The organism is Micromonospora sp. PTRAS2 (assembly GCF_054052245.1).
Genome location: NZ_JBSWBU010000012.1, coordinates 124,566 through 139,956 on the forward strand (window position 1 = coordinate 124,566; position 15,391 = coordinate 139,956).

Here is a 15,391-nt window from a genome sequence, read left to right on the forward strand (position 1 = left end):
GTCCGGGGCCCTGCTGAGCGGCTCAGGACCCCGAGGTGACCCGGTAGGCGTCGAACACCCCGTCGACCTTGCGGACGGCGGCCAGCAGGTGCCCCAGGTGCTTCGGGTCGGCCATCTCGAAGCTGAACCGGCTCACCGCCACCCGGTCGCGGGTGGTGGTGACCGTCGCGGAGAGGATGTTGACCCGCTCCTCGGAGAGCACCCGGGTGACGTCGGCGAGGAGCTTGTGCCGGTCGAGGGCCTCCACCTGGATGGCCACCAGGAACGTGGAGGCGGAGGTGAGCTTCCAGCTGACCTCGACCACCCGCTCGGCCTGGGCCCGCAGGTCCTCGGCGTTGGCGCAGTCGTCGCGGTGCACGCTGACCCCGCCGGAGCGGGTGACGAACCCGAACACCGAGTCGGGCGGCACCGGGGTGCAGCAGCGGGCCAGCTTGATCCACACGTCGCTGACGCCCCGCACCACCACACCCGGGTCGGCGCTGCTCTGCCGGCTGCGCGGCGGCCGGGTGGCCACGGCGGTCTCGGCGATGTCCTCCGCCGCGCCCTCCTCGCCCCCGTAGGCGGCCATCAGCTTCTGCACCACCGACTGGGCGGAGACCTGGCTGTCGCCGACCGCCGCGTACAGCGACGCCACGTCGGCCAGGTGCAGGTCCCGCGCGATGGCCATCAGCGCGTCGGAGGTGAGCATCCGCTGCAACGGCATGCCCTGCTTGCGCATCGCCTTGACGATCGCGTCCTTGCCGGCCTCGATCGCCTCCTCGCGCCGCTCCTTGTTGAAGTATTGCCGGATCTTCGTGCGCGCCCGGGGGCTCTTCACGAAGCCCAGCCAGTCCTGCGTCGGCCCGGCCGTGTCCGACTTCGACGTGAAGATCTCGATCACGTCGCCGTTGGACAGCGTCGACTCCAACGGCACCAGCTTGCCGTTGACCCGCGCCCCGATGCACTTGTGCCCGACCTCGGTGTGCACCGCGTACGCGAAGTCCACCGGCGTCGACCCCGTCGGCAGGGGAATGACGTCACCCTTGGGGGTGAAGACGTACACCTCCTGGCTCGACAGGTCGAACCGCAACGCGTCGAGGAACTCGCTCGGGTCGGCCGCCTCCCGCTGCCAGTCCAGCAGCTGCCGCAGCCACGTCATCTCGTCGATGTGCGCGGGCGGGCCGACGATCTGGGTGCCCTTGTGCTCCTTGTACTTCCAGTGGGCGGCGATGCCGAACTCGGCGGTGCGGTGCATCGCGTACGTGCGGATCTGCATCTCCACCGGTTTGCCGGTGGGCCCGATGACCGTCGTGTGCAGCGACTGGTACATGTTGAACTTGGGCATCGCGATGTAGTCCTTGAACCGGCCCGGCACGGGCTGCCAGTTCGCGTGGATCACGCCCAGCGCGGCGTAGCAGTCGCGCACCGTGTCGACCAGGATCCGAACCCCGACCAGGTCGTAGATGTCGTTGAAGTCGCGGCCCCGCACGATCATCTTCTGGTAGATCGAGTAGAGGTGCTTCGGCCGGCCCGTCGTCTCCGCCTTGATCTTGGCGGCCTTCAGGTCGGTGCCCACCTTCTGCGTCACCTGACGCAGCAGCGACTCCCGCTGCGGCTGGTGCTCCCCGATCAGGCGCAGGATCTCCTCGTACCGCTTCGGGAACAGCGTGCCGAAGGCTAGGTCCTCCAGCTCCCACTTGATCGTGTTCATGCCGAGGCGGTGCGCCAGCGGCGCCAGGATCTCCAGCGTCTCCTTCGCCTTCTGCTCCCGCTTCGGCGCGGGCAGGAAGGAGAGGGTGCGCATGTTGTGCAGCCGGTCGGCCAGCTTGATCACCAGGACCCGCGGGTCCTTCGCCATCGCCACGACCATCTTGCGGATCGTCTCCGCCTTCGCGGCGTCGCCGAGCTTGACCTTGTCGAGCTTGGTCACCCCGTCGACGAGCAGGGTCACCTCGGGGCCGAAGTCGACCTTCATCTGGTCGAGGGTGTATTCGGTGTCCTCGATCGTGTCGTGCAGCAGCGCGGCGACCAGCGTCGTGGTGTCCATGCCCAGGTTGGCCAGGATGGTGGCCACCGCGAGCGGATGGGTGATGTACGGGTCGCCGGACTTGCGGTATTGACCGGAGTGCCAGCGGTTGGCGGTGTCGAACGCGGTCTGGATCAGCTTCGCGTCGGCCTTCGGGTGGTTCTCCCGGTGGCTGGAGATCAGCGGCTCCAGCACCTCGCTGACCTGCGAGGTCTGCCAGGGCGCGTTGAACCGGGCCAGCCTCGCCCGCACCCGCCGCCCGGTGGGCGCGTTGGAGAGGGCGAAGCCGCCGCTCGGCGACGGATCGCCGGTGAGCTGCGACGGATCGTCGGCGGCGTCGGCCGGGAACAGCGGCGCACCGGCACCCGCCGCCGCGCCGTCGGCGGACCCGGAGCCCGCGCCGTTCCCACCCGCCACGGCCAGGGCGTCAGCGCCCCGATCGGTTACCGAACCGTCAGCGTCGCCTGTCGGGTGCACCGTGCCCTCCACCGGAGGGACGACATCGTGGGACACCGGCCTCCTCACCGCTCGCCGGGGATGCGCCGACCGTCCGGCCGGCCTGGTCTCACGCCGCCCGGACGGTCACCCGCCCGGTCAGCAATGGGCAATGCTACCCGCACGCACGGTGCCCCGCCGCTCCGCCGGACGGTCCCCACCGGGTCCGCCCGGCGGCCGGGGCCACCAATCGGGCACCGGGGCACGAACAGGCACTGCGCACGCCGCGCCCCGGGTCGTCGGTGCCGGGGCGAGGGGCGGCCCGGACGGCTCACACGCTCAGCAGGGCGTGCACGGGGCGCGGGGCGAGCCGCTTGCGCCCGCCGAGGAACCCCAGCTCCAGCAGCACCGTGAAGCCGGCCACCGTGCCGCCGGCCCGCTCCACCAGATCGAGGGTGGCCTCGGCGGTGCCGCCGGTGGCGAGCACGTCGTCGACCACCAGCACCCGGTGCCCGGCGGTGAACGCGTCCTCGTGCACCTCCAGCGTCGCCTCGCCGTACTCCAGGGCGTAGGAGGCCGAGTAGGCGGGGCGGGGCAGCTTGCCGGCCTTGCGCACCGGCACCACGCCCACCCCCGTCGCGTACGCGATGGCCGCCGCGACGACGAAGCCCCGGGCCTCGATGCCCACCACGGCGTCGAACGCGTCCCGCCCGTGGTACGCCACGATCCCGTCGACGACCTGCCGGAACACCTCGCCGTCGGCGAAGAGCGGCATCAGGTCCTTGAACATCACGCCCGGCTTCGGGAAGTCCGGCACGTCCAGCACGCGGCTGGCGACCAGCTCGGCGACCCGCGGGCCGCTGTCTCCCCGTACCCCGGCGCTGTGCGTCTCCGTCACGGCGGCCCGTCTCCCTTCATGGCCGACGGCGTCCCGCACGCTGCTCGCACAGCCTGCGGGACGCCGTCGGAACGTGTTCCCTACCGGTGTGGCCGATCAGCGCCGCTTGGCGCCGCCCGGCCGGTTGCCGCCGCCACCGGCGGGGCGACCGCCCCGGGCGCCGGTCGCGCGCTTGCCGGCGGGCCGGGCGCCCACCTTCGGGGCGGCCCCGGCCAGGGCCGCGTCGGCGTCGGCGGGCTCGTCGGCGTCGGCGGCCGGGCGCGCCGCGCCCTTCGGGGTGATCTCGCCCCGGGCGAGGGCGGTCCGCCGGGCCAGGACCCGCTTGTTGTGCGCCTGGATCCGCGGCTCGTAGTTCTTCAGCAGCACCAGCAGCGGGGTGGCCAGCAGGATGGAGGTCAGGAAGGCGACCGCCATACCGACGAACAGCACCAGGCCGAGGTCCTTCAGCGTGCCCGCGCCCAGCAGGCCGGCGCCGATGAAGAGCAGACCACCGACGGGCAGCAGCGCGACCACCGAGGTGTTCAGCGACCGCATGAGGCTCTGGTTGATGGCCAGGTTGGCCGCCTCGCCGTACGTCTGGTTGTTGTTCGCCGTGATGCCCCGGGTGTTCTCCTGCACCTTGTCGAAGACCACCACCACGTCGTAGAGCGCGAAGCCCAGGATCGTGAGGAACCCGATGATCGTCGACGGGGTGACCTCGAAGCCGACCAGCGAGTAGATGCCGGCGGTGAGGATCAGGTTCATGAACAGCGAGGAGACGGCGGCGGCCGCCATCCGCCACTCGAACCGCAGGACCAGGTAGACCGTCACCAGCAGGACGAAGATCACCAGACCGAGCAGCGCCCGGGAGGTGACCTGGCTGCCCCACGCCTCGCTGACCTGGTTGCCGCTGATCTGGTCGGGCTGGATGCCGAACGCACGGGCCATCTCGGCCTTCGCCGCGTTGGCCTGCTCGGCGTTGAGCTGCGTGGTGCGCATCTCGTAGAAGTCGCCGCCGGTGCCGCCGACCTTCTGCGCGGTCACCACCTCGGCGCCCGCCGCAGTGCTCGCCAGCACCGTGTCGACCGTCTTCTCGGCGTCGTCGAGGGTGCCGACGCTGGCCGGCACCTGGAACGAGTTGCCGCCGGCGAACTCGATGCCCAGGGTGAAACCGCGCAGGGCGAAGCTGAGCACGGCGACGAGGATCAGCGCCCCGGCCACACCGAACCACAGCTTGCGCCGGCCGATGACGTCGAGGCCGGCCTCGCCCGCGTAGAGGCGGCTCGCCAAACCAGTCTTAGCCATCTCAGGCCTCCTTGACGCGCGAGGTGCGGGTGGCCTGCTCGCTCCGCGCGGGCGGAAGGATCCGGCCGAGACCGCTGACCCGCGGGGACAGGAACGCCCGGGTCCGGGCGAACATCGTCATGATCGGGTGACGGAACAGGAAGACCACGACCAGGTCGAGCACCGTGGCCAGGCCGAGCGCGAAGGCGAAGCCCTTCACCGCGCCGACCGAGACGATGTAGAGCACCACGGCCGACATGATGGTGATGGCGTTGGCCGAGATGATCGTCCGGCGGGCCCGGGTCCACGCCCGGGGCACCGCGCTGCGCGGGCTGCGCCCCTCCCGGATCTCGTCCTTGAGCCGCTCGAAGTAGATGACGAACGAGTCCGCCGCCACACCGAGTGAGACGATCATGCCGGCGATGCCGGCGAGGGTGAGGGTGAAGCCGATCTGCCGCCCCAGGACGACCAGCGCGCCGAAGACCAGCAGACCCGACAGCACCAGGCTCAGGAAGATGACCGAGCCGAGCAGCCGGTAGTAGAAGAACGAGTAGATGATGACCAGCAGCATGCCGATGCCGGCGGCGAGCAGGCCCGCGCGCAGGTGGCTCGCGCCGAGGGTGGCGGTGACGTTCTGCTGCTCCTGCGCCTCGAAGGTCACCGGCAGCGCGCCGTAGCGCAACTGGCCGGCCAGGGCGTTGGCCGTCTTGTTGTCGAAGCTGCCGGTGATCTGCGAGTCACCGGTGAGCACGCCCTGGATCTCCGGCGAGGAGACGACCTTGTTGTCCAGCACCACGGCGACCCGGCACTTGCCGTCCTGACCCAGCGCGGTCTGGTCGCAGGCCTGGCCCTCGTTGTTGAACGCCTCGCGGGTCAGGTTGGTCCACTTCTCCTGGCCTGCGCCCTTGAAGTCGAGGCTCACCACCCAGGAGCTGGTCTGGTCGAGCACCGCGTTGGCGTCGCCGACGTCGGTGCCGAGCACCTTCGCCACGTCCAGCAGGTATTTCTGGACGCCGTCCTCGCAGGCGACGGCCTTCTGCTTCTCGTCCTTGATCGACGCCGGGGGGCGCTGGTCGAGCTGCGCGCAGGTGATTGTCGGCACGTTGAACTGCATCTCGGCCGGCAGCACGGCGACCTCGCGCGGGCTGAGCGCGCCGAACGGCTTGAGCTTGTCGGCCAGCGACGGGTCGGCGGTCAGGTCGGCCGGGGCCTGCAGGCCGCTCGCGGCCTGCCAGGCGGCGGCACCGACCTTCTGCTCGACGGCCTTGCGCTGCTCCTCGACGCCCGCCGGCACCGGCTCGGCGCTGGCGCTCGACGACGGCGCGGCGCTCGCCGAGGGCGACGGGGTGGCGCTGGCGCTCGGGGCCGGCGCCCCGCCGCCCTGGCCGCCCGCGCTCGGCGACGCGGTGGCCTTCGCGCCGGACGGCGACGCGCTGCCCGACGGCTTGGCGCTGCCGGACGGCTTCGGCGACGCGCTGCCGGACGGGGCCGGCGTCGGGGTGGGCGCGGGGGCCGCCGCCGCGCCGCTGCCGTCGGCGGCCTTGAGCACCTTGCGGAAGCGCAGCTCGGCCGCGCTGCCGACGTCGGTGAGGTCGCGGTTCTCGCCGGGCAGGGAGATGACGATGTTCCGGTTGCCCTCGGTGACCACCTCGGCCTCGGCCACGCCGTAGGCGTTGACCCGGTTCTCGATGATCTGGCGGGCCTCTTCGAGGTTCTCCGCCGTCGGGGGCTTGCCGTCGAGGCTGTTCGTCGCCTCCAGCGTCATCCGGGTGCCGCCGACCAGGTCCAGGCCGAGCCGGGGCTCCAGCCGGTCCTTGAAGCCACCACTGGCGCCGCCCGAGAAGAACACCAAGAGATAGAGGACGACGAAGATGAGCCCGAGCACGGCGAGCTGCCGTCCGGGCCGCATCTGTCCCTGAGGTGGTGGTGCCACGGCTGTCTGTCTCCCTGTTACGGTCGCACCGCCCTAGGCGGCGGCACGAGGGTCGGGCCGGGGGTCCCGGCGACGGGTGTCCGGGCCGGCGACCCGACGTCGACACGGCTGCCCACGGCCGTCGCGGAGGCGGCGGCCGGCAGCGCTCACGCGTCGGCGTCGGGCGTGGGCCCAACTATCCAGTTTTATCGCTGTCTCCGCTGCCCCGTCCCCGGGACGACGGTCACTCCTTGACGGTCTCGGCGTCCTCGACGTCCTCGGTCGACTCGGCCCGCTCGGCCTGGCTGACGACGCGGGCGATGGCCGGACGGGCGTACCGGGTCTGCACGCCGGGGGCGACCTCGAGCAGGACGGTCTCGTCGTCCACGCCGGTGACCGTGCCGTAGAGCCCGCCAATGGTGACCACCTCGTCGCCGGGGCCGAGGGTGGACTGCATCCGCTCCGCCTCGCGGCGGCGCTTCTGCTGGGGGCGGATCATCATGAAGTACATGACGCCGAAGAGCAGGGCGATCATGAGGATCGGCGTGAGACCGCCGGCTCCCCCGCCACCCGCTGCTGCGTAAAGCACGGTTACTGACCTTCCGATTGGCCTCCGGCTCGGCACGAGGGGCACCGGAGCGGAGGCGGATTCTCACGTCCTGTACAGACCGCGGCGAGTCTAGTCCCTGCACCTGGGAACGCCGAATGCGGCACAGATCACGAACGGATCACGGCTCATCGGGCGCGGCGGAGAACAGATCGGGCGCGGGAGGGGCACCGGTGCCAAATGTACCATTCGGTGGGGTACGACCCAGATGACGCCAGGCCGCCTCGGTGGCCACCCGCCCCCGGGGCGTACGCGCGAGCAGCCCGGCCCGCACCAGGAACGGCTCGCACACCTCCTCGACGGTGTCCGGCTGCTCCCCCACCGCCACGGCCAGCGTCGACAGGCCCACCGGGCCGCCCCGGAACGAGTCGACCAGCGCGGTGACCACCGCCCGGTCCAGCCGGTCCAGCCCGAGCGCGTCGACGTCGTACACCGTCAGGGCCGCCCGGGCCGTCTCCAGCGTGACCGTGCCGTCGGCCCGGACCTCGGCGAAGTCGCGCACCCGGCGCAGCAGCCGGTTGGCGATCCGGGGGGTGCCCCGGGACCGGCCGGCGATCTCGGCGGCCCCGTCGTCGGTGATCGGCACCCCGAGGATGCGCGCCGACCGGCGCAGCAGCACCTCCAGGTCGGCCGGGGAGTAGAAGTCGAGGTGCGCGACGAAGCCGAAGCGGTCCCGCATCGGCCCGGTCAGCAGGCCCGACCGGGTGGTCGCCCCGACCAGGGTGAACGGCTCGACGTCCAGCGGGATGGCGGTGGCCCCCGGCCCCTTGCCGACGATCACGTCGACCCGGAAGTCCTCCATCGCGCTGTAGAGCAGCTCCTCCGCCGGCTTGGCGATCCGGTGGATCTCGTCGATGAACAGCACGTCACCCTCGGTGAGGCTGGTCAGGATCGCCGCGAGGTCGCCGGAGCGCTCGATGGCCGGGCCGCTGGTCACCCGGATGCCGGAGCCCAGCTCGGCCGCCACGATGTTGGCCAGCGTCGTCTTACCCAAGCCAGGCGGCCCCGACAACAGGATGTGGTCGGGCGGGGAGCCGCGCCGCATCGCGCTGCGCAGCAGCAGGTCGAGCTGCTCGCGGACCCGGTGCTGGGCGATGAACTCCTCCAGCCGCTTCGGCCGGACGCTGGCCTCGGCGTCACGCTCCGCGTCGTTGACGTACGCGGAGACGAGGTTGCCGTCGGGCCCCGTCATCGGGTGCGGCCGAGCAGGCGGATGGCCTGCTTGAGCAGGACCGGCACGGGCGGCGGCGGGCCGTCGACGGTCTCCGCGACCGCGGCCACCGCCTGGTCGGCCTGGCCCGCCGTCCAGCCGAGACCCACCAGCGCCTGGCGGACCTGCTCGGGCCAGGCGCCCCCGGTCACGCCGGCCGCCCCGTCGGCACCCACCGGCACCGGGCCGATCCGGTCCCGCAGCTCCAGCACCAGGCGCTCGGCGCCCTTCTTGCCGATGCCCGGCACCCGGGTCAGCGCGGCGGTGTCGGCGTTGGCGATGGCCTTGCGCACCGCGTCGGGGGTGTGCACGGCGAGCACCGCCTGGGCCAGCCGGGGCCCCACCCCGCTCGCGGTCTGGAGCAGCTCGAACAGCTGCTTGGCGTCGTCGTCGGCGAAGCCGTAGAGGGTGAGCGAGTCCTCCCGGACCACCAGGCTGGTGGCCAGCCGGGCCGGCTCGCCGACCCGCAGGTCGGCGAGCGTGCCGGGCGCGCAGTGCACCGCCAGGCCCACCCCGCCGACCTCCACCACCGCGTGGTCCGGGCCGGTCGCGGTCACCGTCCCGCGCACACTGGCGATCATCGTGCTCCTCCTCGTCGTGCCCGGTCGGCCGCCTCGGCCAGCTTCGAGCGGGTGCCGCCGCGCCAGACGTGGCAGATGGCCAGGGCCAGGGCGTCGGCGGCGTCGGCCGGCTTCGGCGGCTCGGGCAGCCGCAGCAGCCGGGTCACCATGGTCGTCATCTGCGCCTTGTCGGCCTGGCCGGAGCCGGTGATGGCGGCCTTGACCTCGCTCGGGGTGTAGGTCTGCACGGGCAGCCCGGCGCGCGCGCCGGCCAGCACGGCGATCCCGCTGGCCTGGGCGGTGCCCATCACGGTGCGCACGTTGTGCTGGCTGAACACCCGCTCGACGGCGACGGCGTCCGGCCGGTGCTCGGCGACCAGTTCGGTGAGCGAGCGGTCCAGGTGCAGCAGGCGCAGCGGCAGGTCGTCGCCCGGGTCGGTGTAGACGACGTAGTAGGCGACCAGGGTGCAGGGCCGGCCCGGCACGCCCTCGACCACGCCGACCCCGCACCGGGTCAGCCCCGGGTCGACGCCGAGCACGCGCACGCCGCCTCCTCCCCACCACGTCGGCAGTACGTGTGTTCGACACCCTACTGGGCGGCCCCGACAGCCGGCTGTGGGGACACGCCGCCGAAGAGCAGGGGGCGGGCCGCCGAGGGGCCGGGGGTCAGGCCGCCGACGGGCCGGGGGGCGTGGCGGCACACAGCCGGGGTGTCGAGTATGTGCCATCGACCCATGTGCCCCCGGCCACCCAGCTCGTAGCTTTGTGCGCCATGACGGCAGAACCCGTGGCGGGCCCCCACGTCGTACACGTCGACCTGGCCGGTCGGACCGCGCTGGTGACCGGCGGTGGCGGCGGCATCGGCCGGGCCTGTGCCCTGCGGCTCGCGGCGGCCGGGGCCCGCGTGCTGGTCCTCGACCGCGACGCGGACGCGGCCGAGGAGGTCGCAGCGCTGGCCGGCGGCCGGGCCGTGCGGGTGGACCTGGCCGACCCGGCGGAGGTGGACCGGCTCGACGCCGACGTGGACATCGTCGTCAACAACGCCGGCCTGCAGCACGTCGCGCCGGTGCCGGACTTCCCGCCCGAGCGGTTCGCCTACATCCACCGGGTGATGGTGGAGGCGCCGTTCCGGATCGTGCGCCGGGCGCTGCCGCACATGTACGCCCGGGGCTGGGGGCGGATCGTCAACATCTCCTCCGTGCACGGGCTGCGGGCCTCGCCGTACAAGTCGGCGTACGTGTCGGCGAAGCACGCCCTGGAGGGGCTGTCGAAGGTGGTCGCGCTGGAGGGCGCGGCGCACGGGGTCACCGCCAACTGCATCAACCCGGCGTACGTGCGCACGGCGCTGGTGCAGGACCAGATCGCCGACCAGGCCGCCACCCACGGCATCGGTGAGGCCGAGGTGGTGGAGAAGATCATGCTGGCCCGGGCGGCGATCAAGCGGCTCATCGAGCCGGAGGAGGTCGCGGAGCTGCTGGCGTACCTGTGCGCGCCACCGGCCGCGTTCATCACCGGCGCGTCCATCGCCCTCGACGGGGGCTGGACGGCGAACTAGTGGCCTCGCGCACAATGTCGGTCATGTCGTCGCCGGTGGAGTTCCTGGAACTGCTCGCCCGGGAGGCCGCCGCGGTGGAGTTCGAGGGCCCGCTGGTGGCGGCCCGCGCGGCCGGCGCGCCCCCCGACCGGCTCGCCGAGCTGGAGCAGGCGAAGGTGGTCGCGCTGCGGGTCCGGGCCCTGCTGGAGCGCCGGCGCCGCCGGGAGAGCGAGCTGTCCGGCCTGTACGACACCGCGAGCGACCTGGCCGGCCTGCGCGACCTCGACGCCGTGCTGCGGGCGATCGTGCACCGGGCCCGGCACCTGCTCGGCGCGGACGTGGCGTACATGACGCTCGACGACGACGAGCGCGGCGACACGTACATGCGGGTCACCGACGGGTCGATCTCGGCGCGGTTCCAGCGGCTGCGGCTGCCGATGGGCGCGGGCCTGGGCGGTCTGGTGGCCCAGTCCGGCACCCCGTACGTCACCGCGAACTACCCCGAGGACGAACGCTTCCACCACACCGGGGAGATCGACGCCGGGGTGGGCGAGGAGGGCCTGGTGGCGATCCTCGGCGTGCCGCTGCGGCTCGGCTCCACCTCCATCGGCGTGCTGTACGCCGCCAACCGCTCCGCCCGGCCGTTCGCCCGGGAGGAGGTGTCGCTGCTGGTGTCCCTCGCGGCGCACGCGGCGGTCGCGATCGACACGGCGCGGCTGCTGGCCGAGACCCAGGCCGCGCTGGCGGAGCTGTCGGCGGCCAACACCACCATCCGGGCGCACAGCAGCTCCGTCGAGCGGGCGGCGGCAGCGCACGACCGGATGACGGCGCTGGTGCTGCGCGGCGGCGGGGTCGAGGACGTGGCGTCCGCCGTCACCGACGTGCTCGGCGGGGCGCTGCTGGCGCTCGACGCCCACGGGCGGCGGCTCGCCCGGGTCGGTCAGATCGACGAGCCGGACCGGGCGGACCTGGTGGAGGCGGTCGCGGCGTCGCGGACCGAGGGGCGCAGCGTCCGCCGGGGCCCCTTCTGGTACGCGGCCGTGGTCGCCGGCACGGAGAACCTGGGCGCGCTGGTGCTGCGCCCCGACGGCGAACTGGTCGACGCCGACCAGCGCATCCTGGAGCGGGCGGCGCTGGTGACCGCGCTGCTGCTGCTGTTCCGCCGCACCGTGGCCGAGGCGGAGGGGCGGGTGCGGGGCGAGCTGCTCGACGACCTGATCGCCCGGCCGCTGGCCGACACCGACGCCCTGCGCACCCGGGCCCGCCGCCTCGGTGTCGACCTGGACGCCCCGCACGTGCTGGTGGCGGTCGGCGACGACGCGATCGCCGCGACGGGTTCCGCCCGGCAGCGGGCGCTCTCCTGGGCCACCACGTACGCCTCGACGCGCGGCGGCCTGGCGGCGGCGCGCGACGGCCGGGTGGTGCTGATGCTGCCCGGCCGGGACGCGGGCGGCGCGGCCCGCGCCGTGTCGCGGGACCTGTCCCGGGTGACCGGCCGGCCGGTGACCGCCGGGGCGAGCGGCCCGTCGACCGATCCCGCCTCGCTGGCGACGATCTTCCAGGAGGCGGACCGCTGCCTGACGGCGCTCGGCGCGCTGGGCCGCACCGGGCAGGGGGCGAGCACCGCCGAGCTGGGCTTCGTCGGGCTGCTGCTGGGCGCAGTGGGCGACCGGGGCGACGGGGACGTGGCCCGGTTCATCGCCACCACCGTCGGGCCGGTGGTGGACTACGACGCCAGGCGGGGCACCGCGCTGGTGAAGACCCTGGAGGCGTACTTCGGGGTGGGCGGCAGCCTGGCCCGGGCGGCCGAGCTGCTGCACGTGCACGTCAACACGGTGACCCAGCGGCTGGAACGGGTCGGCCAGCTGCTCGGCCCCGACTGGCAGAAGCCCGGCCGGGCCCTGGAGGTGCAGCTCGCGCTGCGCCTGCACCGGCTCCGCGAGCCGGCGCCCTGACGGTTCGGGGCGCCACGCCGCCGACCGGCGCGGGGCGACGGCCCGCCGACCGGCGCGGGGCGACGGCCCGCCGACCGGCGCGGGGCGACGGCCCGCCGACCGGCGCGGGGCGACGGCCCGCCGACCGGGGCGGGGTGCGTCAGCGGGCCCGGATGCCGTCCAGGACGCCATCGACGATCCGGTCCGGGAGCAGGACGTCGTCCAGCTCGGGGTGCCAGCGCAGCATCCGCTGCATCAGCATCGGCCCGGTGAGCAGCGCCATCGCCACCTCGATGTCGAGGTCGGCCCGCAGCTCGCCGAGGCGTACCCCCCGGCGGAGCACCTCGCGCATCAGCTGCCGGCGGGGCGCGATGATGTTCTGGTAGAGCCGGAAGTGGTCGGGGCTGCGGTTCACCTCCGGCACGAGGCAGGGCATGATCTTCGCGGCGCGCGGGTCGATGTTGTGGCCGACCGCCCCGACCAGCAGCACCAGGTCGTCCCGCACGGAGTGGCCCGCCGGATTCGGCAGCACGCCCTTGAGCCGGCGCAGCGCGTCCAGCAGCAGCGCGTCCTTGCCCGGCCAGCGGCGGTAGATGGTGGCCTTGCCGACGCCGGCGCGGGCCGCGATCGCCTCGATGGTGAGCGCCTCGATCGTGCTGCCCTCCGCGAGCAGGTCGAGGGTGGCCTCCACGATCGCCTCGTCCGCGCGGCTGCTCCGCGGTCGCCCGGGCGACCGCGGAGCCTCGGCGGCGGAAGTCATGTCCGACATTGTTCCCGGACCTACGCTGTTCCGGCCAACTCGGGTTCACTCGCCGCCGGTGCGCCGGCCGCCCGGTCGAGGGCCCGGCCGGGCATCCAGCGCAGCACGACCACGAAGCCGAGCACGGCGACCGCCGCGGAGAGCGCCGCGGCCCAGTGCATCGCCGAGACGAAGGCGCCGTTGGCGGCCGTGACCAGGGCCGGCCCGGTCGGACCGAGCTGCCCGGCCGCCGCGTACGCGCCGGAGATCGACTCGCTCGCCGCCTCGTGCGCCCCCGCCGGCAGGCCCCGCAGGGCCGGGGCGACGTCGTCCCGGTACACCGCGGACAGCACCGAGCCGAGCACGGCCACGCCGAGGGCGCCGGCGACCTGGCGCACGGTGTTGCTGACCGCCGACCCGACGCCGGCCTTCTCCCGGGGCAGCGCCGACATGATCGACTCGGTGGCCGGCGGCATGATGTTGGCCATGCCGATGCCCTGGAGGAGGAAGACCACCAGGACCACCCAGATCGGCGTGCCCGCGTCGATGAACGCGAACGCCGCGAGGGCCACGCTGGTCAGCGCCAGCCCGACGGCCGCGACGGCCCGGCCCCCGTACCGGCGGACCATCGCCGCGCTGCGCGGGGCGAAGACGAGCTGGGCGGCGGCGAACGGCAGGAAGAGCAGGCCGGTCTGCAGCGGGGTGTAGCCGCGGACCAGTTGCAGGTAGAACGAGCTGAAGAACATCACGCCCATGGCGGCGAAGAAGACCAGCCCGACCAGCGCCACCGGGGCCGCGAAGCGGGGCACCCGGAACAGCCGGACGTCCAGCGACGGGTGGTCGCTGCGCAGCTCCAGCAGCACGAACCAGGCCAGCACGGCCAGGCCACCGAGGATCGACACCCAGACCAGGGGCCGTTCGAAGCCGTGCTCGCCGCCGTCGATGATGCCGTAGGTCAGGGCGACCAGGCCCACCACCGACAGCAGCACGCCGGGGACGTCGACCCGCCCCGGGTCGGGGTCACGGGACTCGGGCACCAGCAGGGCGACCAGGACCACGCCGGCCGCGACCACCGGCACGTTGATCAGGAAGACCGAGCCCCACCAGTAGTGTTCCAGCAGCGCGCCGCCGAGGATCGGGCCGATCGCCACGGCGAGGCCGACCGCGCCGGCCCACACGCCGATCGCCCGGCCGCGCTCCCGCGGGTCGAAGACGTTGGAGATGATCGACAGGGTCACCGGCATGATCGCCGCCCCGCCGACGCCCATCAGCGCGCGGGCGCCGATGAGCTGCGCCGGGCTCTGCGCGTACGCCGACAGCAGCGACGACAGCCCGAACAGGACCAGCCCGACCAGCAGGAAGCGCTTGCGCCCGGCGCGGTCGCCGAGCACGCCGAAGGTGAAGAGCAGACCCGCGAAGACCAGGGTGTACGAGTTGATCGCCCACTCCAGCTCGCCCTGGCTCGCGCCGAGGCCGTGCACCGGGTCGGCGAGGGTGCGCAGGGCGACGTTGAGGATGGTGTTGTCGAGGACGACGACGAGGAGGCTGATCACCAGCACCCCGAGGATCGCCCACCGCCTCGGATGTCCGGTGTTCTCGTGCGGTTGCATGGGCCGGTCCTCTCCCCCGGTTCGCCCGTCCCGCAAATACGATACGGGGCAGGATCGTAACTCCGACGACGTTAGGCGAACCGTTTACGATACGGAACCGGATCGTATCGTTTGTGCGCCACGTCACGCACCACCCGGCACCCGATCCTGTTGATCGACTCCATGTCGGCGACGTGGCGGCATCAACGCGCCGGGATACCCCCCACCTGCCCGACATCCCGCACGCGACGGCCCGGCGCGGCGGTTTGTCCGACCCGGCGCCGTGGCATGAGGCGGCTTTGGCGTGGGGCGGGGCGGGAGTGACCGGCGGTCCCGGCCCGGGGCCGGGGCCGGGGCGGGCCGGGGCCGGGGCGGGCCGGGGGCGGGGCCGTGGCGGGCCGGGGGCGGGGCGAGCCGGGGGCGGGCCGGGCTGGGCGCCGCTGGGTTGATCGACTTCATGTCGGGCAGGTGGGGGTATCCCGCGCCGTTGATACCCCCACCTGCCCGGCATCCCGTCACCCCTCCACCGGAATGAGCGGATTGTCCGACCCGGCGGGGTGGTGTGGGGCGGGCCGGGGGGGGTGGGGCGGGGTGGGGCGGGCCGGGTCAGGCCGGGGTCGGGGTGGTGACCGGCGGCACTCCCGGGCCGGAATCCTGGCCGGGGCGGGGGCGTTACACCTGACGGACGACCGCAGCAGCACCCCG

At 73.5% G+C, this 15,391-nt stretch carries 12 protein-coding genes; 2 read left to right on the forward strand and 10 right to left on the reverse strand.

The window, feature by feature from the left end:
- Positions 1-22: 22 nt before the first annotated feature.
- The 8 genes from ACVMYR_RS27870 to ruvC all read right to left on the reverse strand — a co-directional run bounded on the left by ACVMYR_RS27870 (position 23) and on the right by ruvC (position 9,435).
- Positions 23-2,518 carry a RelA/SpoT family protein gene (locus ACVMYR_RS27870; RefSeq protein WP_077939379.1) on the reverse strand — a complete coding sequence of 832 codons (2,496 nt, stop codon included), beginning with the start codon at positions 2,516-2,518 and terminating at the stop codon, positions 23-25.
- Positions 2,519-2,771: 253 nt separating this feature from the next.
- The gene (locus ACVMYR_RS27875) at positions 2,772-3,338 is read right to left on the reverse strand and encodes an adenine phosphoribosyltransferase (protein WP_077939378.1); all 567 of its coding nucleotides are present in this window, start codon (positions 3,336-3,338) and stop codon (positions 2,772-2,774) included.
- A 96-nt stretch (positions 3,339-3,434) separates the two neighbouring features.
- Entirely contained in the window at positions 3,435-4,622 is a 1,188-nt protein-coding gene (secF, locus tag ACVMYR_RS27880) for a protein translocase subunit SecF (protein ID WP_077939377.1), read from the reverse strand.
- 1 nt (position 4,623) lies between these two features.
- Complete coding sequence (secD, locus tag ACVMYR_RS27885; RefSeq protein WP_077939376.1) at positions 4,624-6,510, reverse strand: protein translocase subunit SecD; 1,887 nt, start codon at positions 6,508-6,510, stop codon at positions 4,624-4,626.
- A 247-nt stretch (positions 6,511-6,757) separates the two neighbouring features.
- Positions 6,758-7,102 (reverse strand): preprotein translocase subunit YajC, encoded by a 345-nt coding sequence (gene yajC, locus ACVMYR_RS27890; RefSeq protein WP_077939375.1) that lies wholly within the window; start codon positions 7,100-7,102, stop codon positions 6,758-6,760.
- Positions 7,103-7,241: 139 nt separating this feature from the next.
- Complete coding sequence (ruvB, locus tag ACVMYR_RS27895; RefSeq protein ID WP_077939374.1) at positions 7,242-8,312, reverse strand: Holliday junction branch migration DNA helicase RuvB; 1,071 nt, start codon at positions 8,310-8,312, stop codon at positions 7,242-7,244.
- Complete coding sequence (ruvA, locus tag ACVMYR_RS27900) at positions 8,309-8,911, reverse strand: Holliday junction branch migration protein RuvA (RefSeq protein ID WP_077939373.1); 603 nt, start codon at positions 8,909-8,911, stop codon at positions 8,309-8,311. The genes ruvB and ruvA overlap by 4 nt, the downstream gene beginning before the upstream one ends.
- The gene (ruvC, locus tag ACVMYR_RS27905; protein WP_077939372.1) at positions 8,908-9,435 is read right to left on the reverse strand and encodes a crossover junction endodeoxyribonuclease RuvC; all 528 of its coding nucleotides are present in this window, start codon (positions 9,433-9,435) and stop codon (positions 8,908-8,910) included. Before ruvC ends, ruvA begins: the two co-directional genes overlap by 4 nt.
- 227 nt (positions 9,436-9,662) lie before the next feature.
- On the opposite strand from ruvC, the gene ACVMYR_RS27910 reads away from it, so the two are divergent.
- Positions 9,663-10,445, forward strand: a complete 783-nt coding sequence (locus tag ACVMYR_RS27910; RefSeq protein ID WP_077939371.1) for a 3-hydroxybutyrate dehydrogenase — start codon at positions 9,663-9,665, stop codon at positions 10,443-10,445.
- A gap of 14 nt (positions 10,446-10,459) precedes the next feature.
- The gene (locus ACVMYR_RS27915; protein ID WP_077939370.1) at positions 10,460-12,379 is read left to right on the forward strand and encodes a helix-turn-helix domain-containing protein; all 1,920 of its coding nucleotides are present in this window, start codon (positions 10,460-10,462) and stop codon (positions 12,377-12,379) included.
- A gap of 139 nt (positions 12,380-12,518) precedes the next feature.
- Here the strand turns inward: ACVMYR_RS27915 and ACVMYR_RS27920 are convergent, their stop codons facing one another.
- Complete coding sequence (locus tag ACVMYR_RS27920) at positions 12,519-13,127, reverse strand: TetR/AcrR family transcriptional regulator (RefSeq protein ID WP_077939369.1); 609 nt, start codon at positions 13,125-13,127, stop codon at positions 12,519-12,521.
- A gap of 11 nt (positions 13,128-13,138) precedes the next feature.
- Positions 13,139-14,707 carry an MFS transporter gene (locus ACVMYR_RS27925; RefSeq protein ID WP_077939368.1) on the reverse strand — a complete coding sequence of 523 codons (1,569 nt, stop codon included), beginning with the start codon at positions 14,705-14,707 and terminating at the stop codon, positions 13,139-13,141.
- Positions 14,708-15,391 lie beyond the last annotated feature (684 nt).